This window comes from Gelidibacter pelagius, from assembly GCF_017581925.1.
Classification (GTDB): domain Bacteria; phylum Bacteroidota; class Bacteroidia; order Flavobacteriales; family Flavobacteriaceae; genus Gelidibacter; species Gelidibacter pelagius.
Map to the genome: position 1 here is coordinate 133,663 of NZ_JAGEVG010000004.1, position 25,989 is coordinate 159,651.

22 protein-coding genes and 1 other RNA gene are annotated in these 25,989 nt (G+C 34.8%); 3 read left to right on the forward strand and 20 right to left on the reverse strand.

Annotation, left to right across the window (positions count from 1 at the left end; all coding sequences use genetic code 11):
* Positions 1-106: 106 nt before the first annotated feature.
* From J4051_RS04955 to J4051_RS04975, 5 genes are all read right to left on the reverse strand, one after another.
* Positions 107-589 carry a DUF7832 domain-containing protein gene (locus J4051_RS04955; protein WP_208232750.1) on the reverse strand — a complete coding sequence of 161 codons (483 nt, stop codon included), beginning with the start codon at positions 587-589 and terminating at the stop codon, positions 107-109.
* Positions 590-868: 279 nt separating this feature from the next.
* Complete coding sequence (locus J4051_RS04960; RefSeq protein WP_208232751.1) at positions 869-3,994, reverse strand: type I restriction endonuclease subunit R; 3,126 nt, start codon at positions 3,992-3,994, stop codon at positions 869-871.
* The gene (locus tag J4051_RS04965; protein ID WP_208232752.1) at positions 3,987-5,384 is read right to left on the reverse strand and encodes an ApeA N-terminal domain 1-containing protein; all 1,398 of its coding nucleotides are present in this window, start codon (positions 5,382-5,384) and stop codon (positions 3,987-3,989) included. Before J4051_RS04965 ends, J4051_RS04960 begins: the two co-directional genes overlap by 8 nt.
* A 118-nt stretch (positions 5,385-5,502) precedes the next feature.
* Positions 5,503-6,654 (reverse strand): restriction endonuclease subunit S, encoded by a 1,152-nt coding sequence (locus J4051_RS04970; RefSeq protein ID WP_208232753.1) that lies wholly within the window; start codon positions 6,652-6,654, stop codon positions 5,503-5,505.
* 5 nt (positions 6,655-6,659) lie between these two features.
* Entirely contained in the window at positions 6,660-8,174 is a 1,515-nt protein-coding gene (locus J4051_RS04975; protein WP_236027230.1) for a class I SAM-dependent DNA methyltransferase, read from the reverse strand.
* 327 nt (positions 8,175-8,501) lie between these two features.
* Between J4051_RS04975 and J4051_RS04980 the strand changes: the two genes are divergently transcribed.
* Positions 8,502-10,892, forward strand: a complete 2,391-nt coding sequence (locus J4051_RS04980) for an NACHT domain-containing protein (RefSeq protein ID WP_208232754.1) — start codon at positions 8,502-8,504, stop codon at positions 10,890-10,892.
* A gap of 42 nt (positions 10,893-10,934) precedes the next feature.
* Here the strand turns inward: J4051_RS04980 and J4051_RS04985 are convergent, their stop codons facing one another.
* The 12 genes from J4051_RS04985 to ssrA all read right to left on the reverse strand — a co-directional run bounded on the left by J4051_RS04985 (position 10,935) and on the right by ssrA (position 19,716).
* Positions 10,935-11,516, reverse strand: a complete 582-nt coding sequence (locus tag J4051_RS04985) for a hypothetical protein (RefSeq protein ID WP_208232755.1) — start codon at positions 11,514-11,516, stop codon at positions 10,935-10,937.
* A 26-nt stretch (positions 11,517-11,542) separates the two neighbouring features.
* The gene (locus J4051_RS04990) at positions 11,543-12,571 is read right to left on the reverse strand and encodes a hypothetical protein (protein WP_208232756.1); all 1,029 of its coding nucleotides are present in this window, start codon (positions 12,569-12,571) and stop codon (positions 11,543-11,545) included.
* A gap of 332 nt (positions 12,572-12,903) precedes the next feature.
* Positions 12,904-13,134: a hypothetical protein gene (locus J4051_RS04995; protein WP_208232757.1), complete on the reverse strand. Its 231-nt coding sequence runs from the start codon at positions 13,132-13,134 to the stop codon at positions 12,904-12,906.
* Between the two features lie 50 nt (positions 13,135-13,184).
* Positions 13,185-13,775 carry a ParA family protein gene (locus J4051_RS05000; RefSeq protein WP_208232758.1) on the reverse strand — a complete coding sequence of 197 codons (591 nt, stop codon included), beginning with the start codon at positions 13,773-13,775 and terminating at the stop codon, positions 13,185-13,187.
* A 6-nt stretch (positions 13,776-13,781) separates the two neighbouring features.
* Entirely contained in the window at positions 13,782-14,522 is a 741-nt protein-coding gene (locus J4051_RS05005) for a relaxase/mobilization nuclease domain-containing protein (RefSeq protein ID WP_208232759.1), read from the reverse strand.
* Positions 14,519-15,121: a hypothetical protein gene (locus J4051_RS05010; protein WP_208232760.1), complete on the reverse strand. Its 603-nt coding sequence runs from the start codon at positions 15,119-15,121 to the stop codon at positions 14,519-14,521. Before J4051_RS05010 ends, J4051_RS05005 begins: the two co-directional genes overlap by 4 nt.
* A 10-nt stretch (positions 15,122-15,131) precedes the next feature.
* Positions 15,132-15,467 carry a plasmid mobilization protein gene (locus J4051_RS05015; RefSeq protein WP_208232761.1) on the reverse strand — a complete coding sequence of 112 codons (336 nt, stop codon included), beginning with the start codon at positions 15,465-15,467 and terminating at the stop codon, positions 15,132-15,134.
* 102 nt (positions 15,468-15,569) lie between these two features.
* Positions 15,570-16,421 carry a toprim domain-containing protein gene (locus J4051_RS05020; RefSeq protein WP_208232762.1) on the reverse strand — a complete coding sequence of 284 codons (852 nt, stop codon included), beginning with the start codon at positions 16,419-16,421 and terminating at the stop codon, positions 15,570-15,572.
* Between the two features lie 221 nt (positions 16,422-16,642).
* The gene (locus J4051_RS05025; RefSeq protein WP_208232763.1) at positions 16,643-17,848 is read right to left on the reverse strand and encodes a primase-helicase family protein; all 1,206 of its coding nucleotides are present in this window, start codon (positions 17,846-17,848) and stop codon (positions 16,643-16,645) included.
* A gap of 87 nt (positions 17,849-17,935) precedes the next feature.
* Positions 17,936-18,226, reverse strand: a complete 291-nt coding sequence (locus J4051_RS05030; RefSeq protein WP_208232764.1) for an RNA polymerase sigma factor sigma-70 region 4 domain-containing protein — start codon at positions 18,224-18,226, stop codon at positions 17,936-17,938.
* A 43-nt stretch (positions 18,227-18,269) separates the two neighbouring features.
* On the reverse strand, positions 18,270-19,184 hold the full coding sequence (locus J4051_RS05035; protein WP_208232765.1) for a hypothetical protein: 915 nt from the start codon (positions 19,182-19,184) through the stop codon (positions 18,270-18,272).
* Positions 19,185-19,319: 135 nt separating this feature from the next.
* Positions 19,320-19,716, reverse strand: a transfer-messenger RNA (tmRNA) gene (ssrA, locus tag J4051_RS05040).
* 431 nt (positions 19,717-20,147) lie between these two features.
* On the opposite strand from ssrA, the gene J4051_RS05045 reads away from it, so the two are divergent.
* The gene (locus tag J4051_RS05045) at positions 20,148-21,017 is read left to right on the forward strand and encodes a DMT family transporter (protein ID WP_208232766.1); all 870 of its coding nucleotides are present in this window, start codon (positions 20,148-20,150) and stop codon (positions 21,015-21,017) included.
* Between the two features lie 285 nt (positions 21,018-21,302).
* Positions 21,303-22,505, forward strand: a complete 1,203-nt coding sequence (locus tag J4051_RS05050) for an NAD(P)-dependent oxidoreductase (protein ID WP_208232767.1) — start codon at positions 21,303-21,305, stop codon at positions 22,503-22,505.
* A 134-nt stretch (positions 22,506-22,639) separates the two neighbouring features.
* On the opposite strand, the gene J4051_RS05055 is transcribed toward J4051_RS05050, so the two are convergent.
* From J4051_RS05055 to J4051_RS05065, 3 genes are all read right to left on the reverse strand, one after another.
* A complete protein-coding gene (locus J4051_RS05055) occupies positions 22,640-24,544 on the reverse strand; it encodes a TlpA disulfide reductase family protein (protein WP_208232768.1) in 1,905 nt (634 codons plus the stop codon).
* Positions 24,545-24,901: 357 nt separating this feature from the next.
* A complete protein-coding gene (locus tag J4051_RS05060; protein ID WP_208232769.1) occupies positions 24,902-25,300 on the reverse strand; it encodes a ribosomal maturation YjgA family protein in 399 nt (132 codons plus the stop codon).
* 2 nt (positions 25,301-25,302) lie between these two features.
* Positions 25,303-25,932, reverse strand: a complete 630-nt coding sequence (locus tag J4051_RS05065) for a SanA/YdcF family protein (protein WP_208232770.1) — start codon at positions 25,930-25,932, stop codon at positions 25,303-25,305.
* Positions 25,933-25,989: the final 57 nt, after the last annotated feature.

Genomic DNA, 25,989 nt, shown 5'->3' on the forward strand with positions numbered 1-25,989 from the left:
ATTATTTTATTTTTTGGAATTTGTCAAATTTAAAAATTTGGCGACTTCCTAAAAATGCCCAAGCCTTCGTGTTAGCAAGGACTTGCGCTATTTTTTATATACATTGTTAGCACCAGTTTTTATTCCACTTTGCGAATCGTTCGTCAATTACTTTAGCTAATTTATGATAGTTTTCCCAATTGTTTTGAACTCTAAAAATATCAGGGTCATTCGAAGCTAAAGTCAGTTCATAGTCATTTACATATTTTCCATTTTCAAAATCAAAATAATCGTTTGTGAAATTATAACCAACTTTATTCAAGAGTTCTCCAATTAATACTCCGTCCCAATTCATATACAACTCGGAAGGTAACATTTTTTCATTTTTAGTCAGTTCAATTTCTTCGCGATTTTCTTCCATAAAGAATTCGCTATACAAATCATTTTTTATTATCCACGCAAAAAATAATCCAGTATGAATATATGCTTGTTCCTCATCAAGTCCCGCCTCAGATATTGTTTCAAAATGATATTTCGCTTTATCAAACACAAAACTTTCGTCAACTTCTTTTAATTCAGTCTTTTTTTTCTTAAATAATCCTCCGAACATATTTTTTTTCAAATTGGTGCTAACTTGTTTATACCAGCACCAAACCTACCGGTAAGACCTCTTTGATAGTGTATCAATAGTTTTAATGCCCTTAATTGAGTTAGCAATATAAATCTAATTTTAAATTTTTTTATAGTTTGATTAACCTTAATCCATTTTTGGAATGAAAACCTAAAAGAAATAGCTTGATTGATTTTTGGCTAACCTGAATACGTATTCGTCTTTATAATTACTTACATTAAATACTCATATCTTCGGAGAGGTTTGTACAATTATTTTTTATTTCCCCGCAAAAAACGCCGCCAAGTTCTCACTCTGTGCTAACACCTTATCAGCTTCCAATTTTGCTAAATCTGGTGGATAGCCGTAACGCATTAAAATCTTTTTAACGGTGAGCCTTAATTTGGCGCGAACGTCATCTCTGTTTTGCCAATCTACCGTGGCATTGTTTCTGACGACATCAACGATGGTATGAATGAGTTCTCTCATCTTTTCATCGTCCAGCATTTTCGTGGAGTCGTTTTGAGACAGCACGGTGTAAAAGGCGTATTCTTCAGGAGTCAAATTGAGATCTACGCTCTTTTGATCTTCCAAACGCATTTCTTTAGCCATTTCAGAAAGCTCTGCGAGGACTTGTGCTGAATCTATTTGATTGTTGTGGTATCTTTTAACGATAGATTCTAACATCTCTGAAAAACGCTTCCCTTGTGCAATGTTCTTGACTTTACGTATCCTTACTTCATCGCTCAATAACTTTTTAAGCAATTCGTAAGCAACGTTTTTTTGTTGCATGTTTTTTACTTCCAATAAAAACTCATCTGAAAGAATGCTTACCGACGGACTTTCTATTCCTGCGGCTTGAAATATATCAATGATGCCATCACTGCCCAACTTATCGTCAATAATCTGTTTGATGGCGGTTTCAACTTCGTAATCTGAAATAACGGTATTTCCAGAAAATTTATTGATTCGGCTTTTAATGGCTTGGAAAAAAGCCACATCATCTTTGATTTTATTGGCTTCTGCACTGGGAACAGACATAGCATACAATTTAGACAATAGCGTCACTTCTTTTAAGAAACGATCTTTAAGTTTTGGCGTTGCTAAAATAAAGTTCTGCGCTCCTAAAATAATTTGTAAACGCCTGGAAACTTCTGATGTGAAATAACTCCGATAATCAAAACCTGGAAACATTTGATCCACCACTTCATATTTCTCAAGCATGCCTGCAATCGCTTCTCTAATATCAACAACAGGACTGCCTTCGCCACCGCTTTGTAAATAAACCGCCATGGCATTACGCAAATCTTGACCTATTCCAATATAGTCGACAATTAAACCGCCGGGCTTATCGCCGTAAACACGGTTCACTCTTGCAATGGCTTGCATTAAGTTGGCTCCTTGCATTTTTTTATCCACGTATAAGGTGTGCAAACTTGGCGCATCAAAACCTGTGAGCCACATATCACGGACAATGACCAATTGTAACGGATCGTTTTTGTCTTTCATTCGCAAAGCCAATTCCTTGCGTTGTCTTTTGGTGGTGTGGTGTGGTTGAAATATTGGAAGATCATCAGACGAACTAGTCATGACTACTTTTATATTTCCTTGGGTTAAATCCTCGTTATGCCATTCAGGGCGAAGTGCAACGATTTCATTATAAAGCAAAACACAAATTCTGCGTGTCATGCCCACAATCATAGCCTTGCCCACAAACACTTCTTGCCGTGCTTCAAAATGTGCTACTAAATCTTTTGCGATATCTTTGATGCGCTCTGGATGTCCAATAACCGCTTCAATAGTTGCCGTTCTCTTTTTTACGTACTCTAATTGTTCTTCAGAAACATGCGCAATGGCATTGATTTCTTCATCTATGGTGGATGCCGTTTGTGCATCGAGTTTAATTTTTACCAAGCGGGATTCATAACTTATTGGTACTGTGGCACCATCATCTACGGCTTGTTTGATATCGTAAACGTCAATATAATCCCCAAAAACGGCTGGTGTTGACTTGTCTTCTTTTTCAATGGGTGTTCCTGTAAAACCGATGTAGGAAGCATTGGGTAGCGCATCTCTCAAATATTTGGCATTGCCATAACGGATTTCACTTCCTTCTTCCGTTTCGACTTCACGCGCTTTAAAACCGTATTGGCTTCGGTGGGCTTCATCGGCAACGACGACGATGTTCGTGCGTTCTGATAAAGTATCAAACACATTGCCTTCGTCGGGTGAGAACTTTTGGATGGTGGTGAAAATAACGCCACCGCCACTCACATTTAATAGTTCTTTGATATGATCTCGGTTTTGCGCCTGTACCGGAGTTTGACGTAATAATTCTTTACAGTTTCCAAAGGTGGAAAAGAGCTGATCATCCAAATCGTTTCTATCGGTAAGGATAACGATGGTCGGATTGCCCATGGCGGGATGGGTTACTATTTGTCCACTATAAAACACCATCGACAGTGATTTTCCTGATCCTTGTGTATGCCAGACCACACCAATTTTACGGTCGCCAACTTCGGCGTGTGTGGCTCTTACGGTTTGGTCTACCGCTTTTTGAACGGCATAATATTGATGGTAAGCCGCTACTTTTTTAATCTTGACTTGAAATATTAAGCCTGTGTTTTTATCCTTTTTTTCTTCTTGCTCAAAAACAGTACAATAGCGAATGAGTTCGACCAGTGTTTTTTTATTGAGCATGTGCTCGGTTAATATTTGTAAATCTGTGCGCGGATCATTGGGCAGTGGAGTAGGGGCTTTCCAACTTAAATATCTCGAAAACGGTGCGGATAAACTCGAAGTTTTGGCATCAATACCATCACTGATAATGCAAATGCTGTTGAAATAAAAAATACTGGGTGTTGCCGTTTTGTAATTCTGAATTTGTTGGTGCGCTCTGATCAAAGTGGCTTGCTCGTCGGTGGCATTTTTAAGTTCGGCAAAAACCAAAGGCAAGCCGTTCACGAAAATGACCACATCAAAACGTTTTTCGTTATTATTTTCTTTAACCACTAGTTGATTGACTGCCCAAAAACTATTGTTCTCTGGCTGAACCACATCTAATAATTTTATATTGATACCGCGAGTTCTGCCGTCTTTGTAATATTCTACAGTAACGCCATTGGAGAGGTAGGTATGGAAACGCTCGTTGTTTTCCATAATGTCCAAAGTGCCCAAGTTGCGTACTTTTTGAAAAGCTTCTATTCTGGCTACCTCTGGCACCTCAGGGTTAAGCTTTTGAATGGCGTTTTTTAATTGCTGTTCCAATAACACCGACTCAAAACTCTCACGTTGCGGATTATTGCTGTAAGGTGCAATATCTGGACCATAATGACACGTGTAGCCTTGCCCAACTAATTGCTCTATAAAAGATTGTTCGATGGTGTTTTCGGTGATTTTAGTCATTGTTATTATCAAATATTAGACTATTATGAAAAGTAATATGTAATTGCTTATTTATAACTTCGTGATCAAAACCAAGTTCAAACATTAAAATTGCCTGAATAACCACTCTAAGCTTTTTTGTCATTCTACTTAATTCGATAACATCAGTAATTACAAGCTCTTTATTTTGAACCTTTTCATGAACATGAAAGTGTCTTGTTTCTACAACATTATCAATGAATTTTTCAACGTCATCGACAAGACCATTTAAGCTTTGGTTATGAACTTCAAACAAATGTTCTAATCGTTGCTTTAGGCTATTCTCAGTGTGTTTTCTTAATCTTGATTCTAACCATTGAATATGTCTTTTGTTGTGAATTTGATCCAAAATCTCTTTTCGAATCTTAAGGTAGTTTTCGTTTTTATGATTGAATCCACCATACTTAGTACGATGATAAACCTCTAAACCAAAAACATAATTTAAGAATTTATCTTCAGTATAAAGAAAGTCGTTATAGAGCGTGCCAAAAAAGTTGTTTATGGTAAATTTGAGATCATCGTATTTATCAAACCAATTTTGAAAAACCTGATGTACATTGTCCTTTAGAAAGTCATAGCCTAATAACATTTGCATTGAGTTATGTATTTTTATAGGGTTATTAAAATTGTTTTGAAATTTATCTTTCCATAAATAATCAAAATAAACACCCTCACTATTTTGCCAACCAACACTAATCCTTCTTATTTTTATAGGTGTTCCAATAGCTAGAGTAAAAAAATTTCTAATCTTTTTAGAAGTTTCTCTTATTTCTGTCAAACTTTTCTGTTCTAAAAACTCTAATTTTAAAAATGCTGATTGACTACAGTTAAAATGTGAATTTGTCGGATGTTTATATGAAATAACTGTGAGTAGTTTTAATGTGAAATCTTGGTTCTCAAATAAAATAATTGGTTCCGGCTGTTTGTAACGAAGAGAGAAATTATGAAGTTTATTATTTTGTTCGTTTGGGTATGATATATCAAAACTATTAGTATCTATCCATTCATTCAGAAATTGAGGGTCTAGTATAATGCTATCAAACTTAAGAGTATCACTTAGCTCAGATGAGACGGATTTTAAGATGAAACTTGCATGAAGCTTATAGTATGTTAATTTATTTAGTGAATTACTTACAACTATTGAGTTTAAAAGTTTAAAAGAATAATCGTAATTTGAGTCCTCCTCTCTTGCAATACCTATAATTAATTCGAACTCTCTGATGGTTCGAAAATTTACTATTACACTACCGCTTTTGAAAGTATCAAGTAATTGTAAAATGTAATCTCCATTATTATGAATTGTTAAGGTGCCGGGTATGCTGTTTTTTTCATGTCCTGGTAACCACCAATAACCTATATAAGCTTTTGTCATGTTCCCTTTAGGTTTTATATTCAGGATTTGACCACTCTAAAAGCGATGCTGTGAATGCATCTTGACTTAACTCACTGCCAGCATGTTTAAATATATTCGGCGTTTCTATCATGATTGATTATAATTTCACTCTTAATTCCCCACTCATTAATTTTGATAATAAAGTGTCTCTGGTTTTACTTAAGGATTGGATTTGTGAAATATTGAAATTGATTTTTGTATAAAATGAACTAATTATATTATTGAATTCGTTCATTATATTGTTTTCTGGAATAATTAGTGGAATCTGATTTAATACGTTTGTTGTTAGACTCGGAACCGCGGAACCAACATTCATTGCCGATAGATCAATTGATTTTAAAAATAAATAAATAAATCTTCCTTGAATTGGATTTTTTATTTTACTATAAAACATTGTATCAACAGACCAGAAAGGTTGATTTAAATAAAACAAATTAGTTAATGTACCTTTTCGAGGAATTAGGATAGACTCTTTTTTATAAAGCGGTTTTTCAACATATCGCATAATTCCACCAGAACCATATAGCGGATAATCTCCATCTTGTAAATGTTTATGGTCTTTGCCATATTTAATATCTAATAAATCTGACAACTTCCCAACCCGCCATCCCTCAGGCAATTCATCTTCTAACTGATATTTCCCAAACCATTCGTTAAAAATAGTTTGTGCGGTTTGCTCTAAGGTGTCATTTTGAGCACGTAGATTTTCTATTTTATCGTCAAAAGCGGTTAAGACATTGGCTATGGCTTTTTGTTCTGGGCGAGGGGGGAGATTAATATTTATATAATCAAAAGTTTTTGTGGTAATGGTGTCAAATACTGCTCCATAGGTGTTTTGGTTAATCTGTTTTAAACTGAATTTTAGTAAATAAAATATAAAATCTATTTCGGAGAGGTTTTCAATGTTTCTTATTCCATAGCAAGATTGATTAAAAGTCATTTCTCTTTTTAATTGTGCCATCGCACCAACCGTTCCTCTTGCAGAAATTATGATGTCGCCTTTATTCAAAAGTTTTGTTGAACTTTTTTCAAGTCCTAAAGAAGTTATCGTTTTTTCTGTGGAGCTCACCCATCTGTTATCGTCATTAAAATCAACTACAGATAACCAAGGTATCTCACCATTCCAATATTCGGGAACGGAAGTTTTGGGTGTTCCGCCACCTATAATTTTAATGACTTTGCCTAAAGTGGTCTCCACCCATCCTTCAGAAATACTTCGGCTGCGCTCAGCACTAGTTTTATTTTTCACTTGACTCATAATTCAAATCCAATATTAGCCAATTGTGTTTTAATCTCTTGGTTTAACGCCTCCTCTTGTTCCATTTGTGCTTTTAGCAAGGTTGTTAACTCTTCCATCTTAGTTTCAAACGAAATGCCATCGTCAATTTCATCTTCAATTCCTACATAGCGCCCTGGTGTTAATACATGGTTGTGTTTGCGAATCTCTTCGAGAGTTGCGGACTTACAAAAACCTTTAATATCGGAGTAGAGTTCGATTCTCTCTGGTTTTCTCCAATTGTAATAGGTGTCACGAATGGTGGCAATATCCGCATCGCTAAAGTCACGGTTCACACGGTTAATCATATGTCCCATTTCGGAAGCATCAATAAATAAAACTTCTTTACTGTGGTCACTTTTCTCACGACGTAAAAACCAAATACAGGCAGGAATACCAGTGTTATAAAACAGTTGTTTTGGCAATGCCACAATACATTCTACCAAATCATTTTCTACTAATGCTTTGCGTATTTCGCCTTCGCCAGAGGTGTTAGAACTCAACGAGCCATTAGCCAGTACAGTTGCCATCACACCATTGGGTGCCAAGTGGTATAACATGTGTTGCATCCATCCAAAGTTGGCGTTGCCATTGGCAGGAATACCATATTGCCAACGTGCATCGTCTTGTAAAATATCAATACCCCATTCCTTTTGGTTAAAGGGAGGATTGGCAAGAATATAATCGGCTTTTAAATCGGGGTGTGCATCTTTTAAAAACGTGCCTTCGGTATTCCATGCCACAAACTGGGAGTTGATATTGCGAATGGCAAGGTTCATCCGCGACAGTTTCCACGTGGTTTGGTTGCTTTCTTGTCCGTAAACGGTAATGTCTTTAATGTTTCCGCTGTGTTCAGTGACGAATTTTTCCGACATCACAAACATACCACCAGAACCACAGGCAGGATCATAAACACGTCCTTTGTAAGGCTCAATCATTTCCACCATCAGTTTTACAATGGCTTTTGGCGTGTAGAATTGTCCCCCTTTTTTACCTTCGGCATTGGCGAATTCGCCTAAAAAGTATTCATAAACACGTCCAAAAAGATCTTTAGAGTTTTCGTTTTCTACTTGCAGCTCGGTGTTGGAAATCAAGTCAATCAATTCGCCTAAAGACGTTTTGTCCAGATTGGCTTTGCCATACACTTGCGGAAGTACGTTTTTGAGTTCTTTGTTTTCTTTTTCAACAACTTCCATCGCTTCGTCAATGGTTTGTCCGATGCTTGGTAGTTTGGCGTTGGCGTGAATATGTTCCCAACGTGCGAGCTTCGGCACAAAGAAACAGTTTACGGCAATGTATTCATCGCGATCTTCAGGATCGCTCCATTCGTCAGCTTCCAATTTATGGTATAACTCGTTAAAGGATTCTGAAATGTATTTTAAGAAGATGAGCCCTAACACCACGTGTTTGTATTCGGCTGCATCGATGTTTTTACGCAATTTATCTGCTGCTTTGAACAGGTCTTGTTCAAAGGTATTTTTACTTTTTGCCATGTAAATGTATTGACTGTTTGGTTTAACGCTTTAAAAATAGCAAAACCGAGTGAGTATTGATGTGTAAAGCTATAATTATATAAATGTATAAATATAGAATTGTATGAAAAGTAGATTGTGCGATTTGGAATTTAGCATATTTGATGACAAACCAGTGTTAATAACCTTGTGGACATTGATTTACAGGCTGGTTGGTTTTTTTTGTGAAAAAAGTATATGTTTGATAATTGTCAAATTAGAGATGCATTTTAGAATTTAGATCATCAAAAGGGATGTGTGTGCATATCTTCGTTTCCCATTTTATGAAAATAGAACAATTAAGGAGTTATGAGTAAAGAGACTTTAACAAATAAAACTTTCAAAAACGTCAAGGACAAACTTGAATATATTCAAAAAGAATGCAACGAAACTGAACTGTTTGGTGATTTATCAGTTCTATTCAAGAACAAAGGATTTCAAAATGTAAAAATTACGCATGGAAATAAAGAATATGGGAAAGATTTAGTTTTTTCAAAATATGATGAAACTTTTGAAGAAGATAAATGGTATGCGGTTATTGTTAAAAATAAACCTGCTAGACAAAATGATTTTATGGTTGGGGGTGAGATTGCAAATCAAATTCTTCAAGCCATAAATAAACCTTATAGAACGCCTAAAGGTGAAGAAAAGAATGTTTCAGGACTATTCATTGTCATAAATGGAAATGTTACTGAAAACTCAACTGATATGCTAGTTGAATTCGTTTCTAAAATCATTTTACCTAATATTAAAATATATGATTATCAAGATTTAAGAAATCAAATAGAAGAATATTCTAAAGAATCTTTTTTAGATAATATCGAGCCTTCATTAAGTATTTTTGTTAAAGAACAAACTAAGATTTTATCTGATATAAGCCTTTCAAATTCTATTTTTGATTTAAAATTAAATGATATTAATGAGATTTTTATTAATGTTCAAACGACTTACACAAGAGAACTAAAAAAGATAAATAATTATGTAACTTTTGATGAATCTGACAAGAAATATAAAGAAGAGGATGTTGAAGGTTCAAATGAAATTTTAAATTCAAACAAAAACTTTATTATTCATGGTATTCCCACTAGTGGTAAAACTCTTTTTTTGAAACGTATAGGGTTAAAAGCCTTATGCGAAGATACTATCAAACAAAATGCAGTTTTTTATTTTGATTTACAGAATCATACAAGAAATGGTTTAGAAATCAAATTATTAATTGATGAACAGTTTTCGAAATTAACTAAGGGAGAGGTTTTCAAAGAAGAAGAATTTAATAAAGTGATTATACTGTTTGATTCCATAGACTTTATTAAAGATGATTCAATAAAAATAAATATTTTAAAATCAATCGAAAAAATATCGAAAGAGAATGAGAAATTCCAAATTATCCTTGCAACAAGAAATTATAATTTTATTAAAGGTGAGAAAATATTAACTGAATTTAAAGATACTGAATTACTTCCATTTAATTTCGGTCAAGCACTAAGTTTAGTAAAAAGAATTATACCAAATGATAAACTAAAGACGAATCATTTCTTATCTGCTTTAAAAAGCTCGATGTTAAATACCTCATTGCAAAGAACTCCTCTTTCTTTAACTCTATTAGCGATTTTATATAGAGATGATAAAATTGATTTAAAAGAGTTGCCAGCAAATATTTTTTCTTTATATGACTTATTTACTGATGTTTATTTGGATAAATGGGATGCTACAAAAGGAATTACGCAACTATATAAATATGAACAAACAAAAAATATTTTGGCGTTCATCGCTTTTCAACTTCATGAAAAGGGTTCTAACTCAATATTAGAAGATGACTTGAAATTATTTTTATTAGAACTGCGCAAAGATTATAATTATGATGAATTAAACAATATTGAAGATTTTGTTGAACACTTGAAATCGAAGAATGGAGTATTTAATTATGATAACTCAAATAAATCCTTCTATTTTTTCAACCATTATTTTCAAGAATACTTTGCAAGTTTATGCATAGAAGATGATGCTGATTCTATTTTGATTGATAATTTCTTTAATGATTGGTGGAGTAATTCAATCGTGTTTTATTGTGGTAAAAAACCAAGAAGCAATAGGTTACATCACGAAATAAATTCGAAAATAATTCCTATCGGTAGTCGCCAAAAGGCGATGTATTTAGTTAATCATTCAAAATGTTTACAAGCAAGTCATTCTATCTCAATCTCTAATAGAGAAATGGTAGTAAGGAAATTAATTTTTGAATTTAATAACTTATTCATTTCTATTTTAGAAGAAAGCCAAAATAATTCAGAGTCTCTATTTAATAAAATGCCTTTTGTTACAATACTTAATTATAGCAAAAATCTTTTTGATGATATCTTTTCCTCAAAGCACATAGCTACTTCCGAAACAATTAAAATTTTCGAAGAAATTTTGCTTGATTATGAAAATGATCTTTCAGAAATAACAATTTACAATATTGCCTATTTTCTAGCATTTCTTAATCATACCGCCTTTCCGTTCGAAGTTTCTGGTAACAGATTAAAGAATAATATTGTTTGGAATAGAATTTTATTTGTGGACATTAATTTACTTAAATTAAAAAAGAAAATTGATGAAAAGCAATTTATAAGAATAAAACGTAGAATGAATAAGAATAAATTTCTCATTCAGAATTTGCTGAATAATAGTTATTTAGAAATGAGTAAAAATAAAAAATAGAAGATTAAAGGCATATTTGCTGCCGAAATGAGCTATTCTGTATTAATCACAAAGCTTCCATCCATCCGTAGTTTTCCTGAAAGTTAGTGTTCTAATAATTTCTTTTTTATTGTTCTTTTCAGAAACCTCAGTAAAAAATGGGGTTTCGTTGCTTCTTATTAATTTAGCCTTTACCGAAGCGATGTTTTTATCTGGAATAATATGAACTTCAGTGACGCTGTCAAAAAGATATTGAAAGATCTTGAACTTAGCAGTTATCACATCATCTAATGTGTCGCGCGATATAATGTGTTCGGATGCCTTTGGGGTGAGTTGAATCTGAAATGCTTCGACTTTCCTTCCCCAACTCCCTTTTGTTATGGTGGGCAAAGTATCAATTGTTACAAGTCCCATGTCTCTGTATTTAATATACGGTTCCATTTTAGAGTCGTGCCGGGTATTCATGTAGGATACAACTTCGACACGACCATAACTGATGGAACCTGTTTTAATAGCTGGTTTGCCTGTTTTTTCTTCGCAGGCTCTAATAATTTCTTCTGCTTTAGCTTTAGTGAGTTCGCCTGAACTCATGATTGGTAAAATAATACTAAGGACAAGGGCGAGATGGATAGTTATGAATTTCATGTTTTTTTTTATTTATATGATTTCGTCTATTTGTTCAGTCTTGGATTGGCTTTTAAATAATCTTCAATTTGTATTCTAAGCTCGATGGGTAGTAAGTGTAATGCTATTTGAGCGGGCAATTTTTTAATGCTTTCTAGAGACGCTATTTTTAGATACATTTCTCCATTTTCTGAATGATACAAGTGGCACACAAATTCATCTCCTGGTTTGAGTGTTACTTTTTCTTTCACCGTAAACAATGATGTGTACTGAGGGTTGTTGGGGTTTTCATCATCAATGTTACTTGTAAGCTTTAAGTTTAATTCGTTGGTTTCCTTTTCAGATGCCACATTTGAAACTTTATCTTCAATTGTAATTTGTGTCTTTACATATTCATACTCATCCTTCAATCTATCCAGAAATCCATAATTTTTTATGATATTTTTATCGTCTAAATCCACATCAAGAAATAGCAGTTTTTCAGCTTCTAGGAGTCGCAATACGGTAAAGAGCATTTTGTAGCTTTGAGATCCTTGACCATAATAATATCTTTTTAATTCTACGATACTATCTAATTGTATAGCGTGTTTTAGTACGGTGTTCTCAAATTCTGAAAGGTTGTTCCATGCTTTAGCATCAATTGCCTTATTAGAATCCTTTATCAGCTGCATTACCATTTCCCTTTGTGCTTTTTGTTTTTCATCTTGTTCTGATACTATTCTATTTTGTCGTTGCTCAGCTTCATTGGTTTTACATTGCTCACATTTATGAGGATTCTTTCTCTTAAGGTGGTATATAGTATCTGTAAATCCTGTCTGACTGGTGATAGGTAAGGGCTCTGTTTTTTTGCACGTGCCACAGTAGATATGGAGGATTAGCTTAGAGAATTTATTTATCGTAGCATTTAATTCTTTCTGCTTCAAACGATATTTGAATCTAATCTGTGAAGGAATTTCGCTGAATTTATAATTGGAATCGTGATCCCAATATTCCTGAATAAGTTCTTTTGTTTTATCAGGACAATCATCTGATATTAGTAATTCAATCTTTTGAAGTTTTTCATTTAAATGTTTCATACGGTTCGGCATAAAAAAAGCGTGGAACTGAACCTATTAGTTTTAGAGGTATCGCCAGACACCCATCGACCAAATAAGAACAGCCCACGCCGAAACGTGGGCGTCTTAACTACGATTTGGTCGATTTCAAAAACTGGCGATTTTCTAAAACCTAATCAGAAGCTAAACGCTTAATATGTTAATATTTATTTATCTATCTATATTTTTCTTTTTTATTTCTACAACATTACAAATTTAAGGAATTTTATATTTTGTAGATACTGTTTTCTATCCTAAAGCTTGGATTGAGCCATTTGAAAAGTATTTACCGCCATTCTACTTTGATAAAAGGCTCAATTTACTTCCAAGTATAGTTCTAAAGCCTTATTGATAATGGTCTTTATCTTTTCATCCTCTTTCAAGGCTTTTAATTTTACCTTTTTCAAAAGTTGTTTGGATAAGTAGAATGAAAACTGGACTTCCTCATTCTGGCTGCTCTTGACGGGAATAACCTTCTGTACTGTTTTACTTTGATTGCTTGCCTTGGCTTTGCTAATCAACTCATTGATACTTTGTTTTTCCATTGTTGTAGTTTTATATAATTATAGATGTGTATAATTATGAGTTTATATATTTATATGAGATTATTTAATAGCTCACGAGTTAGGTTATCGAGTTGCTTTTGAGCATTTTTATCACTTTGCACACCGCCAACCAAAACAGAACGTGTAAAAGAGACCAAATCTGAAATGTGAGTTTCTGCAATTTTTACATTATACTCTGCCAATCCTATAAGAATATCCAATGTTAATGTAGTGTTGGCTTTTATCATATTGAATACCACTAGGGTGCTGTCCATTTTATTTTCGTTTTCTATAAGCTCTATTGTGCTTTTTATGGCTAAGAGATCCAGTATTCCTGCTTTTGTAGGTATAATGATCAAATCAGCCATCTGGATCAAACCCGGTAAATGGTTTGATAGGTAAGGGGGCGTGTCAATAAAAATGAAGTCGTAAGGGAGCTCTCTAATGTCTTCAATTGTATTTTGATAAGGGATGATGTCAAAATTGGACACCAAGTCTTTAAGTTGAGCTAAACTACCTTGCAGATCCATGTCAAGCATCGCCACCGTGGCATTAGCAGAAATGTTTTGAGCCAGATTAAAGGCGAGTGTTGATTTTCCAACGCCACCTTTTTGATGTGTAATTAAAATAATTTTTGCCATAATAAATTAGCGTGATCTACTCTTATTGAAAGTGAGTTCTTGATGGTTATAACTTAAAAGGGTTTCAATTCCCTTTAAGGATAGTTTTCTGTCAATTTCTGAACCTTTTTTACTTACACCGTTTCGATCTACAAATGAAATACCCCGACCAATTTTGGTCTTGATTTGTTGATTTTTGAGGTGGAAAACGACATCTTCAATGGAGTCTGAAACGGAGATGGCAGAAAAAATAGCCTCTTTTAAGTCAACTGAACGTTTATCCGTAGGGATAAACTCTTCTTGAATCTTTATCTTTTCAAGTTTACGCTCCACTTTTCTCAATTCGTATTCTTTTTCTATGTCACGGCAAAAATCGAGATTCTTGTAATGCGTATAATTATCCGGCACTGCCAAGTTGTTCTCCATAATCCGACTGGCGACTATATGGATATGTTCTTTCTCGGTGCCTTCCTCATGTATATAAACCGCATACATATTTTTCTGAAAACCAATCTTGTTGGCATAGGCTTTTGAGATGTCAATCCAGTTTTGGCTATTCAATTTGCCTTTATCTTCGGGAGCTATCCTTATTTTTATATGGAAGGCTTTCTTTACACAACGATCATTTCGATTCTCCAACTCTTTCATTTGTGCGTAAATTTGGTTGCCATTACCCAAGCATTCATTAGACGTTAACAGTTGACCGCCCTTTTCACAGTATAAAAGCGCGTTGCTGGTATAGGATATGGACTGTAGTTTTGCTATCATTCCTGTAGTTTTTGTAGTTCTGCTTTGAGATTTTCCTTTTTCAAATGGGTATCGTACTTAGAGTGCAGCCGATCTACATAATTGAGGAAAGCTGAATCCTTAGTTTTGATGATGTTAAATGTTTCAATTAAGTCTGTAGGAACTGTTTTCCTATTATCAAAAGCATTTAGAAAAACATAATCATGGAAGAGTTTATAATTATCTCTTTCTTCGGTGATTCTGTTTTTTTCATTCACATAAGTTGGAATGTATTTAAACATCGGAATGCTTAACAGGATCACAGCAATTATGGACAATAATAGTTTAGAAGAAAAAGGGGTGTCCTTGCCAAATATTATGTATTCGGTTTTATGGCTTTGATTAATTATCGAAGGTTTTTCTTCTAGCGCATTGCCTAAATCCTTTATAGTTTGATACAATCTGTCGTAGTAATTTTTTTGCGTTTGGATAAGTTTTTCGAGATTTTCATCGGTGTTGGATAAAGTCTCTTGATCTTTACTTTGTGATTTTATTTCGCTGATATCAGTCGAAATCCCGTCTAATCTATCTGATACATTTTGCATCAGTTCCAAGATATATTCATTGTTTTTATCTGACATAATTTTAGTTTTATAGTTGAGATTTTATTTCTAAAATATGATTCTTTAAGGATTCTATATCTGTTAATACTTTGTGCTGATCTGCAATTTGGAACTTGGCATCAGCGTTTAATTTCTTTGCAATTTGATTTAAATTGACGCCGATCTTTAAAAGTAAACCAAGGTAATTTTGTATTTCTAAATCTCTTTTTTTGACTTCAAAAATGGGTTTGCCCAATTTCTCTAAGACGCTATTTCTTATAAATGACGATGCTTTTATTTGTAGCAATTCACATTGATTTTCGAGGAGTTCTTTGTCTTCTGAGTTTAAATAAAAAACTACTTTAACTTTATTATTTGATTTCATTTTGTTTCAATTTTTATAGGTTTTTAAACTATGAGCAGCTTTTGCTGCGAATAGCCAGGCTTGGGTAAAAGGGCACGAAGTAGGCACGTTACCCACGACTGGCTAAGCTCTCCATCGTTTATTTTTCGAACTTTGGAGGTAGTCATTTAAATCATTGTATTCTGTATAGTGAACACTACAATCTATGACTTCATGTTGTGCATTATCTTGTATGAATTTTAAAGCAGTATATCCAGATTCATCGTTGTCAAAGAACACTTTTAACGTGGTGTATTTCTGTAACAATTCTTTCGTCAGTTTAACAAGAGCTGTACTATTAAGGACGATAAAATCTTCGTGAGGAATTTCGTTTTTAAGAGTGAGATAGGATAGGAAATCTGACCAAGATTCGAATAGACAAACCGTGTTAGACTTGTTCGAAATGGTGCTGATATATTTTCTTCCGTAGCATCCTTTAAAAAATTTGTTCCGGATTTCAAAGTTTCCCAAATTGTTCATGAAGCCAATTCCATAATATTCTTTTTTGTTGTCGAAGGTGTAGTGTATCTGATGGCAGTATTGCCTAACAAAATCAATATTTAATTTCCTTTCCTCGAGATACATTAATAGATTTTTGTTCTCTATTTCAACCAATTTAAGGACGGAAAACTGTGTTTCCTTTTTCACAGGTTTTATAGGCTGATGAAATAAAAAAGAATCATTGGAAAGAATTTTGAGTGCTTCCTTTGCCGAACAATTATGTAGGTACATTATCAGATCAATAATAGTTCCTCCGATGCCAGCACCGAAATCATACCATAGATTCTTCTCGATATCCACTTTAAAAGAGGCTGTTTTTTCGTTTCGAAAAATGGAGATAAACCAAACATTATTCCCTTGTGTTTTTTCAGGTTCCTTACCGCGTTTTTTGAGGTATGAAACGATGGCTATTTTCTTTGCTGTTTCGTAGTTCATATTGAGTATTGTATAGAGTTATAAAATCTTCAAAACTTGATGATTTGATGATAATCTTCTTGTAGCTCAATAGTAGAGCGAGTTTCGTCCGTCATCAAGTTGTCATCAAGTCATCAACATTTTGCTTTTTTCATCATCAAGACTTTTCTTGATGATGCTTTGATGACGTCTTTGATGACGGCAACTTCCCTTACTATTACTGGAGTTAAAGGGTATAAAGGTTACTCCGTCATCAAGTCATCAAAGTTTTTGAGTAAAAAACTTTTTGTAACCGTAAAGTATCGTCCTTTTGAGTCTATAAGAATGATTTCTCCATCACTTAAAATGGTGAATTTGCTATAGGCAAAAGAGTTGTTTTTTCGTTCAATTTTCCAGTCATTTTGGAGCAGATTGCGTAGCTGTGTTATGTCTGTTTTTATCCTTGTTTTGTTTAAATTATAAAGGAGATCCATAATGCTAAAATTAATTTCATCTAAGTCAAATTTCTCCATAACACTAAAGAGCAGATGCGCAATTTCTTTCTGTACTCGATTTCTGTTATTGTTAACGAGCTTAATTAGAGCTGTAGTCCGAATTTGTTCAGGAGTGAACCACATTCTTGTTTTTCTTTCATAGGTAAACTTTCTTTGTAAAGTGTAATTTAGAAAGGCCGGGATCTCCTTAATTAATTTATCTAAGAAGGCAACATCGTCAAATGACAACGTCGGCACTTTGATTACCCAAAATCGCGTTTCGTCCGAATCAATTTTTATAAATGAATCTTCTTTGTTACTACACATTATGAATTTCCCGAAGAAATCCACCTCAAAGCGTTCTTTGCCTTTTGCTTCGATTTTATTTTTATTTGTGGTTGACAGGTATTTTATTTTTTCGGTGATTTCTTCTTTCTGAAGAAATGCCTCATCCATACCCATTAGAAGTTTATTGCCCCAATCAAGGTTGAAATTGCTGTTAAGCGAATGGCTATCTAAATAGGTCATGTTATGACCAAAAACCTCCTTGAGATATTTTAGAAAAGTACTTTTCCCGGTTGACCTTTCTTTACTGACCAAGCATAACACTGGCAAGATTTGGGTAGGCAAAACATATAGAACTTTGAAATAATCCAATCCAATCTCTATTTGTCTACCAAATATGTGCTTAAAGAATTTTAAAGTGTTTTTTATGTCTCCTTCTTTTGGCTTATGATCAATAGGAGAGTAAGTATTGTAAAAGCCATGCTTTTCTTTTGTAAAATTAATATGATTAGGAAAACAGATGCTACCATCATATTTTGGGATATCGGACAGGTATGGTCTTCCGTGGTCTTGAATGATTGTTGTGATATCCCATTTCACAAGGGATTCATTAAACTGATCATGTAAAGTTGGCACTTGTACAACTTTATAGTAGCTGGTGCCGATTCGTAAATAGGGAATTTTGCTCATGGACATAAGAATATTCCGTATATTCGCATACACGGTTGTTAATACTGTGTTTGGTGAAAATTATAAAAGCATAAAGCGGTGGTAGCTTTATGCTTTTCTTTTATACTTAAGTTCTTTAAGAGTGTTGTCTTTATTGAAGATCTGATAATGGTGTATAAGCACACCTTTAACACCGAAGTTTTCTGTTTTAATCTGACCTCTACTGATATAGTTGTCCACAGTTTGGACGGAACAGCGACAAATTTCTGCTACCTCTTTGCGTGTGTAGTATTTAGTAGTATAATCTTCTTTAGGTAGGTCTCTGATGTCTAAAACTATTTTCTTAAGTTCTGACATTTGCTCGAGTAGAGCGTCGTAAGGATTGTAAATAGATCTCATTGTGTATTGTTTTAATAGGTTTCAATACAGCAATATTATCCAGTTAGATATGCCTTTTACTCGAATCACTCAACTGTTGAGTTGATTTATTTCTAATAAGACTTAAATCATTAAATAAATAATTATTTTCAATGTCTGGAAGTAGCCTAATGTTGAAGTCCTGCCAGTTATTTGAATGTAAGTCTCTTTCTTTTATGTTGAAATGTGAATTAAATATTCTAAACATTGCTGAATAAGTCTTGTCTTGAGGAACATCATAATTTCTTTTGAAAAACTCGACCAAAGTTTGATAGCTCTGTAATTCTGTCAATTCAAATTTCTTGTAATCTATAGTTTTCTCTTTGGCATTATAATCTGGGAAGGATTCCAATTCTGAAATGAATAATTTAAAACCAGCTTCAATTTTATCAATTCTTTGTTGTCTTTTTTGAGACTCCCGAGGTTTAACAATTGTTTTCTTTTTTAAATCTTCAACCTCTTTTTCTATTTTATGAGTGTTTTCACTGGTTTTAACTAATTCCTCTTTAGTAGATTGAATTTCCTTTTTTAGGATATCCTTATTATTTGAAATCTTGTCGTATAGTATTCCCAGAGGATTACTTGGATTAAAATCTTCCTTGAATTTATCAGACCAAAGTTTGTAATGATGTACGTAAGTAAAATACCCTGCAAGAATTATAAAAATAATCAAGACAACATTATGTGACGAGACATTGTCAAATTTAAATTCGGCATATAGATTATATAATAATATTGGAGCGATCAAGAAGGGAATTGAAATAATGGTTCTAATAAAATCTCTTCTTTTAGAGTGACCAGGAGAAATGTTGATTTCGGCTTCTTTGTTATCGGGAGATTTAAATGAAATAATTGATCCCCAAACATTTTTAACTAACAATCCAGAATGAAAGAAAGTAATTAGAATGAAAAGTAGTAATAAGAAGAATGTGTAATCCATGCTAAATTAGGGCTAATTAGCATAAAATTACTAAATTCGTACCAAGTAGCAAAACATAATAGTTTGTCGAGATTGTCAACCATTTTGTCAACGCAAAATGAAAAGCCCCGTAAACACTGGGCTTACGGGGCTTAAAAGTGGAGTCGGAGAGAATCGAACTCTCGTCCAAACAAGTTACCAAAGGGCTTTCTACACGTTTATTCTTTTCTTGTTTTTTCGATTGCAAGCTGGTTAAAGACAACCTACTTACAACTTAGCTTCTTTAGTTTCAAGAGCAAATCAAAGCGCTTTGCTCCCTATGTCAACATTTACGATGTCTCTGAGCTGACCGCCGCTGACCAGGGCTTTCAAGAGACATTTAGCTTCCCTACCTAGTAGGGATTAGCAAAATCCTACTGTAATTCGGATTACGCAGCTAAAGCGTAGTTATTCTCGCCGTTTAAAAGTTTGAAATAGTCTTTTACGTGTTTCAATTTCATTACACGACGTGCTTACCATCTAATAAATCTCGCTGTCAAAACCAGTCGACCCCATAATTCCTGCGTAGGCAGGAATCTATTTATAAAAAAGATAATATTCAATATTTATGCGCTTGCCTAATCATAAGCATGTTCCCTTTCAGGTCGCGCTCTCGGCAGTCGCTCTTTTCAAGGAGCTCCAACAATGCCTCCATCGCTAACGCAGCTTGCAAAGTTACCAAAAAGTTTCTTTTAACCTTGCAACTCTGTCCAACTTATTTCAAAAATTATGCCAACACAACTATTCATCTTGAAACATGCCATAATGACCTTAAGTATTAGAAAACTGGAAAGACAATCTAATATAATGGTAATATTTTCTTCAAACACTATAAAATTAGAGAATTTGTAGGATAATATAGTATTGAAAATAGCTAATTTAGTATAATGAAGTAATGGGCATTAAAGACTACTTTTGCACACTTTAAACTTAAAGCTTAAAACCATGACAAAACCAAGAGTTGCGCTTGCGATTGGTATTATTTGTATTTCAATATTTCCAATTTTGGTGAAGTTGAATTTAACACCCGGACTTATTTCTGCGTTTTATAGAATGGCCATCGCCTCTGCTATTCTTTTGCCCTATGTGATTATCACTAAGCAGTTTAAGGTGACGTCGCGAAAAGCCTTTTGGCTCGCAGTAATTTGTGGGGTCGTTTTTGGTTTGGATGTTGGCGTCTGGAATATTGCCATTCAGGAATCGACCGCGACGCAGGCAACACTCTTGACTAATTTATCGCCAGTTTGGGTGGGAATAGGTGCGTTTCTATTTCTAAAAGATAAACCAAAACAGAACTTTTGGACGGGTACGGTGGTGGCAATTATAGGCATGGTGCTCTTGGTAGGCTTTGAACTCTTTCTCAACTTGGATTTTAATTTGGCCTTCATTTTCGGAATCCTATCGGGAATGCTCTATGCCATTTATATGTTGACCAGCAAACGGATTTTAGGAGAACTGGAAGTCATGACATTTATGACCATTAGTTTGCTTTCTTCCGTCGTGGCATTGGGGATCTTGAGTTATGCTTTGGGAGAGCCTTTTGGTGGCTTTTCAAATGCTGGGTGGTTGGTGTTGGTTATCCAAGGCGTGGTATGTCAGCTTTTGGCATGGCTGCTCATCAGTTTTGCGACAAAGCACATGCGAGCCACGAGAGTGTCCGTGAGTTTGTTGGGACAAGCGGTATTGGCTTCAATTCTGGCGTGGTGGTTGCTTGATGAGGAGATTTCATTACAAATGGTAATTGGTGGATTCGTTCTGCTTTTTGGAATTAGACTAACTTTTTATGAACGGCCTTTCTTTAAAATAAATAAATAAATCTTTTTTTGATTAGCATTGAAGCTCTGTTGGATTATGTGATAGGATGGAATGGGTTTGATCTTAGATAATAAATTAAGAATAACTGATCTATAAACTAATAGAATTATAATTGGATTTACGCAAGTGTGTAGTATACAACAAAATTAGTCACATTTCATAAATATTTTAATTAGGGAATGCTTGTGAAAGCTTTCAAATCGACTTATTTTCGTGGAGTTACAAAATAATAGTTTCCCTGCCGATAACTATCGGGATCGTGGAAATGCCTAATTCCATTTTTCTATGAAATTTGCTCTTATCAAAGAACGTAAAAATCCGCCTGACAGACGTGTCGTATTCTCACCGGACGAATTAGTAAAGGCCCGAATGCAATTTCCACAGGCAGAGTTTATTGTGGAGTCGAGTGATATTAGAGTGTTTCCAGATTCGGCATATAGAGCCTTGGGATTTGAAGTTACTGATGATGTTTCAGATGCAGATGTCATGCTGGGAGTAAAAGAAGTACCGATGGAGGCTCTAATTCCGAATAAAAAATATTTTTTCTTTTCACATACCATCAAAAAGCAATCGTATAATCGGAGCCTGCTCCAGACGATTTTGGAAAAGAACATCGAATTGTTTGATCACGAAACCATCGTCAAACAAAGTGGCACCCGCTTGATCGGCTTTGGAAGGTACGCTGGATTGGTCGGAGCCTACAATGGATTCAGAGCCTTGGGGTTAAGAGATGGATTGTTCAATTTGCCAAAAGTTGAAACTCTAGATGATCTGAATGCTGTGAAGAGGGAATTGGATAAAATAACTATTCCACCGATTAAGATATTGCTTTCCGGGACAGGCAAAGTGGCTTATGGCGCCAAAGAAATTATAGATCACTTACAGATAAAAGAGATAAGCGATGCGCTCTATCTGACCTCAAAGTTTACAGAACCAGTATACTGTATGATCGATGTTATGGATTATAACAAACGTAAAGACGGAAGAGTAGGCTCTAAACAACAATTTTATAAAGACCCATCAGGGTATGAAAGCAATTTCATGCCTTATGCCAAGCAGACCGACTTATTTATTGCCGGGCATTTTTATGGCAACAATGCGCCATATTTATTTACTCGAAAGGATGCAAAGTCGCCAGATTTTAATATTAGCCTCATAGCGGATATCAGTTGTGATATTGATGGACCTGTAGCATCAACCTTGAGGGCTTCAACCATTGCCAATCCTTTTTATGGCTATGATGCCCAATCGGAAAAAGAAGTGGTTTTTGATGCTGAAGATGCCATCACTGTTATGGCGGTGGACAACTTGCCTTGTGAACTTCCAAAAGATGCCAGTGAAGGTTTTGGTGAGATGTTTTTGGAGCATGTTATTCCTGCGTTTTTCAATAATGATGAACGCGGCATTCTTAAGCGCGCCAGAATGTCCCAAAATGGGCAACTCACAAAACGGTATGAATATCTACAGGAATATGTGGATGGGAAATAGGTAGTCTTCAGTTGGCAGTCTCCAGTCCTCAGGTACCAGTTGCCTATTGGCAGTTTTCAATTCTTAGATTAATACAAATAAAAAAGCCTAAAAAATTGAATTTTAGGCTTTTATTTATGGATCGAATCTGACGATCAAGATTTTAAAATGTCAATCATAATATCCATTTCCGTAACCAATCTTTCGATAGAACCGCTGTAGCCCACCGATTTGAATTTCATTCGCCCATCAGGTCCAATGATCACTTTGGTAGGAATTCCGGTAATGTCATATTTTGAAGCCACTTCAAAGTCATTGCTGCCTTCAATTATTGGGTCATAAACCACATGAAACGTGTACTTGTTGCTTTTGATAAAATCTTCAACCATTTTTTCCCGGGTTGGACCTCTTTCAAAAGTGTCTATAAATAAGAGCGCCACAGAATCATCGTCCTTATATTTTGTCACGACCTCCTGCATACCGGGAAATGATGCGATACATGGTCCACACCAAGTTGCCCAGAAGTCTAAGATCACTGTTTTTCCTTTCAAGGCTTCCAATGAGACCTCTTTTCCATCCATGTCCTTTAAGCTGAAACTTGGTGCTTCTTCATCAAGCATTGTTTTTTTGATTTCTGCAACCTGTGTCTTGTAAGCTTCTTCATCAAAAGCGGCTATTTTCGCATCCACATCTGTAGCAGACGGATCCTTTTTCAGATAAGCCGTTTTATAGGCCTCTTTTATGTCTTTAGTGGCATGGCCCAACTTCATAAAGTGTTCGGCTTTTTCTTTTACCTTTTCATATTGATTGTCTGCCATCAAGTAGTCAATATAGCGTTGGTTAACATCAGCGTCGCTAGCCTTTGCATCTATGGCTTTTTCTTGGTAAGCAATGGCTTCTTTCGTTTTGCCTTGTTTGAATAATATCAATGCATAGGTATCCGCATACATGCGATATTGGGATTCCAAATATCTTTGATATTGTTTTTTACTGAAGTAATCAGGTTTGTCTTCTTGATTTTTTTGTAGGGAAGTGATCAAATCGAGTGATGTTTTTGACATTTTTTCTGCCTGATCCAGACTTTCTCCACTTTCGGCCAATGGCCAAGCCAAATTGTTCATGGTTGATGCTCTGCGACTGTTATCATCGATCTGGGAAATATATTTTTCAAAATTGACCATGTCTTTTTGTTGATAATAGGTCCCGGCTAAGGCACCCGCCATATAATTCCCAATCGATCCCAATTTGGGATTGGCATCGGCAAAAGTCTTAAAAATCTCAGCTTTTTTATTTAAATCACGTTCTTGTTGGAATTGATCTACCAGTTCATAATTGGCGGTGTTGCCTTTTGGAAATTTCTCCAGTGCTACTTTTTTTATCGAATCAAATTTGGATCTATCGCCAGTCAAAGAATAAGTTTCCATTAATGCTGAGTATTCTTTTTCAGGTATATCGGACCGTGATTTAAAGGTTTCGGCGTAGGCATCAATAAGTTTCTTACCTTCTACTTTATCATTTCTATAAGCCATTTGCAAGTATGAACTGTTCCAGTCCGACTGAAGTTCAGGATGGGCGCTCACTTCAGCATGGATAGTCTCAAAGGCGGCTTTTGTATCCATTTTAATACCATAATCACTTCCTTGTCTTAGAGCATAAAAAGCAATAGCAGAATTACCTCCTTTCATTTTCTCGCTATTCTCATTGTAAAGCGGCAGGAAATACCCTTTTTTATCATTATGGTCAAACTGGTCGTCTACCTTAATAAGAAATGCCATCGCTACTGCAGAATCCGGGACTTTTATGGACGCATGCTGTTCGCCATCTATTTCTGAGAAGTCGATGTCAACGGGATAATTTTTGTCGCCTACCAGGTATAAGTAAAAGGCCTCGACTTCTCTATCGCTATCATAAATAATGTCTAAATCGTCTCCCGGCATAGGCTGTCCATTGGAGAGGGTCAATTGACCCATAGTCAGTGGTTGGGCTATTTTTTCTGATTCCTTCTTACAGGAGAATAGTGCCAAAAGCATTAGCAATGAATACAGTGTGATTTTTTTCATGTGATGTTTTTGAGTTTATAGGACAATAAAAATAGAGAATAATCAGTGAAAGATAAAATTTTATAGAATGATGTTCAATTGGATCTTGCGTTTTTAAAAAGATATAACAACCTTGATTTCCTCCTAAAGTTGAGTTTAGTTTTAATTATGGAAGGTGTCGATCTTTGGTCTTAATACGTTGTGCCCTTGTAAGATCCAATAGCCTACGCTTAGGAAAATGCTGAAAGTCAAAGAGAATATCCATGCCGTCAGATGTGGACTGGAATACCATATGATATTAGGAATGGCTTTGAAAAACGAATATACTTAAATGCTAAAAGCCATAAAGACCTGAACCCAGTTATTATTTTGAACTGATTATTGAGTAGAACTTTTATATGTTCCATGTGAATTGAATTTGTGTTCGATGAAAAGAATGGTTGAAATTCCGAGAGTATATGCGAGTAAATCACCAAATTGAAAAGTGTTGCCAAAAATGAGCGTTGCTGCGGTACTGTTGCTCAGATTAAGATGTTCCAGAAAATTAGAAAGCTGTAAGAACTCGATGGCATAAGCAATGAGCAGTACGAAGATACCTGCAGTGAGAGGTTTGGTGTTCCAAAAACTTTTAATAAAGCAATATATAAGAATGACCACTAAAAAATCGCCGAACGTATGTCGAATAAAACCGGTTTTCAAAAATAGGGCGATTGCGATTTCCGTTGCCAATAGCAGCAAAAACCATAGAAAGTAAATGCTGTTAAATGTGATATTCATAGTTATTCTATCTGTATTTTTTCACCTAAAAACTTCGGTTGGACATTAAATAACACATCAATAGAAGCTTTTACTCTTGCCAAATATTCTCTTCCTCTTGTTCTTAGTCCGTAAAGATTACCGACATCTTTGGCATTAAAGGCAATGGCGTCAATCTTAAAGTTTTTCGCTAAATAGATGGCTCGTTCATTATGGAATTTCTGGGAGATTATGGTAAAAGCGTCTTGTCCGAAAACTTCCTTAGCTCTCACCACAGAATCCAAAGTTCTAAATCCCGCAAAATCTAAAACAATTCTGTCTTCTGGAATCCCTCTTTTGATGAGGTCGTCTTTAAATGTTGTGGGTTCGTCATAGTATTCACTTCCATTATCACCGCTCACAAGAATATAGTCAATTTTACCAGCTTTAAATAGGGCTACGGCAGCATCAATACGATAGGCGTAATAGAGGTTGATGCCTCCTTTGGCCATATATTTACTAGTGCCAAGAAGTAAACCCACTTTGTTTTTTGGAAGATCATTGATTTTTGAATATACATCCTCTTTTGCCTTATAAATCACCCAATAGTTGGTTGATACCAATGCAACGACTCCAAGGACTACGATAAGCAATATGAATTTTAGAAATTTCATAGGCTGGAATGAACAAGAAGTGTTTTGAAATATTTCATAGTATAAGTTCAAATATCA

Excerpts from the sequence above, each read along its gene's own strand:
- J4051_RS04955 (WP_208232750.1), bottom strand. The coding sequence starts at position 589 with ATGTTCGGAGGATTATTTAAGAAAAAAAAGACTGAATTAAAAGAAGTT.
- J4051_RS04960 (WP_208232751.1), bottom strand. The coding sequence starts at position 3,994 with ATGACTAAAATCACCGAAAACACCATCGAACAATCTTTTATAGAGCAA.
- J4051_RS04965 (WP_208232752.1), bottom strand. The coding sequence starts at position 5,384 with ATGACAAAAGCTTATATAGGTTATTGGTGGTTACCAGGACATGAAAAA.
- J4051_RS04975 (WP_236027230.1), bottom strand. The coding sequence starts at position 8,174 with ATGGCAAAAAGTAAAAATACCTTTGAACAAGACCTGTTCAAAGCAGCA.
- J4051_RS04980 (WP_208232754.1), top strand. The coding sequence starts at position 8,502 with ATGAGTAAAGAGACTTTAACAAATAAAACTTTCAAAAACGTCAAGGAC.
- J4051_RS04985 (WP_208232755.1), bottom strand. The coding sequence starts at position 11,516 with ATGAAATTCATAACTATCCATCTCGCCCTTGTCCTTAGTATTATTTTA.
- J4051_RS04990 (WP_208232756.1), bottom strand. The coding sequence starts at position 12,571 with ATGAAACATTTAAATGAAAAACTTCAAAAGATTGAATTACTAATATCA.
- J4051_RS04995 (WP_208232757.1), bottom strand. The coding sequence starts at position 13,134 with ATGGAAAAACAAAGTATCAATGAGTTGATTAGCAAAGCCAAGGCAAGC.
- J4051_RS05000 (WP_208232758.1), bottom strand. The coding sequence starts at position 13,775 with ATGGCAAAAATTATTTTAATTACACATCAAAAAGGTGGCGTTGGAAAA.
- J4051_RS05005 (WP_208232759.1), bottom strand. The coding sequence starts at position 14,522 with ATGATAGCAAAACTACAGTCCATATCCTATACCAGCAACGCGCTTTTA.
- J4051_RS05010 (WP_208232760.1), bottom strand. The coding sequence starts at position 15,121 with ATGTCAGATAAAAACAATGAATATATCTTGGAACTGATGCAAAATGTA.
- J4051_RS05015 (WP_208232761.1), bottom strand. The coding sequence starts at position 15,467 with ATGAAATCAAATAATAAAGTTAAAGTAGTTTTTTATTTAAACTCAGAA.
- J4051_RS05020 (WP_208232762.1), bottom strand. The coding sequence starts at position 16,421 with ATGAACTACGAAACAGCAAAGAAAATAGCCATCGTTTCATACCTCAAA.
- J4051_RS05025 (WP_208232763.1), bottom strand. The coding sequence starts at position 17,848 with ATGAGCAAAATTCCCTATTTACGAATCGGCACCAGCTACTATAAAGTT.
- J4051_RS05030 (WP_208232764.1), bottom strand. The coding sequence starts at position 18,226 with ATGAGATCTATTTACAATCCTTACGACGCTCTACTCGAGCAAATGTCA.
- J4051_RS05035 (WP_208232765.1), bottom strand. The coding sequence starts at position 19,184 with ATGGATTACACATTCTTCTTATTACTACTTTTCATTCTAATTACTTTC.
- J4051_RS05045 (WP_208232766.1), top strand. The coding sequence starts at position 20,148 with ATGACAAAACCAAGAGTTGCGCTTGCGATTGGTATTATTTGTATTTCA.
- J4051_RS05050 (WP_208232767.1), top strand. The coding sequence starts at position 21,303 with ATGAAATTTGCTCTTATCAAAGAACGTAAAAATCCGCCTGACAGACGT.
- J4051_RS05055 (WP_208232768.1), bottom strand. The coding sequence starts at position 24,544 with ATGAAAAAAATCACACTGTATTCATTGCTAATGCTTTTGGCACTATTC.
- J4051_RS05060 (WP_208232769.1), bottom strand. The coding sequence starts at position 25,300 with ATGAATATCACATTTAACAGCATTTACTTTCTATGGTTTTTGCTGCTA.
- J4051_RS05065 (WP_208232770.1), bottom strand. The coding sequence starts at position 25,932 with ATGAAATTTCTAAAATTCATATTGCTTATCGTAGTCCTTGGAGTCGTT.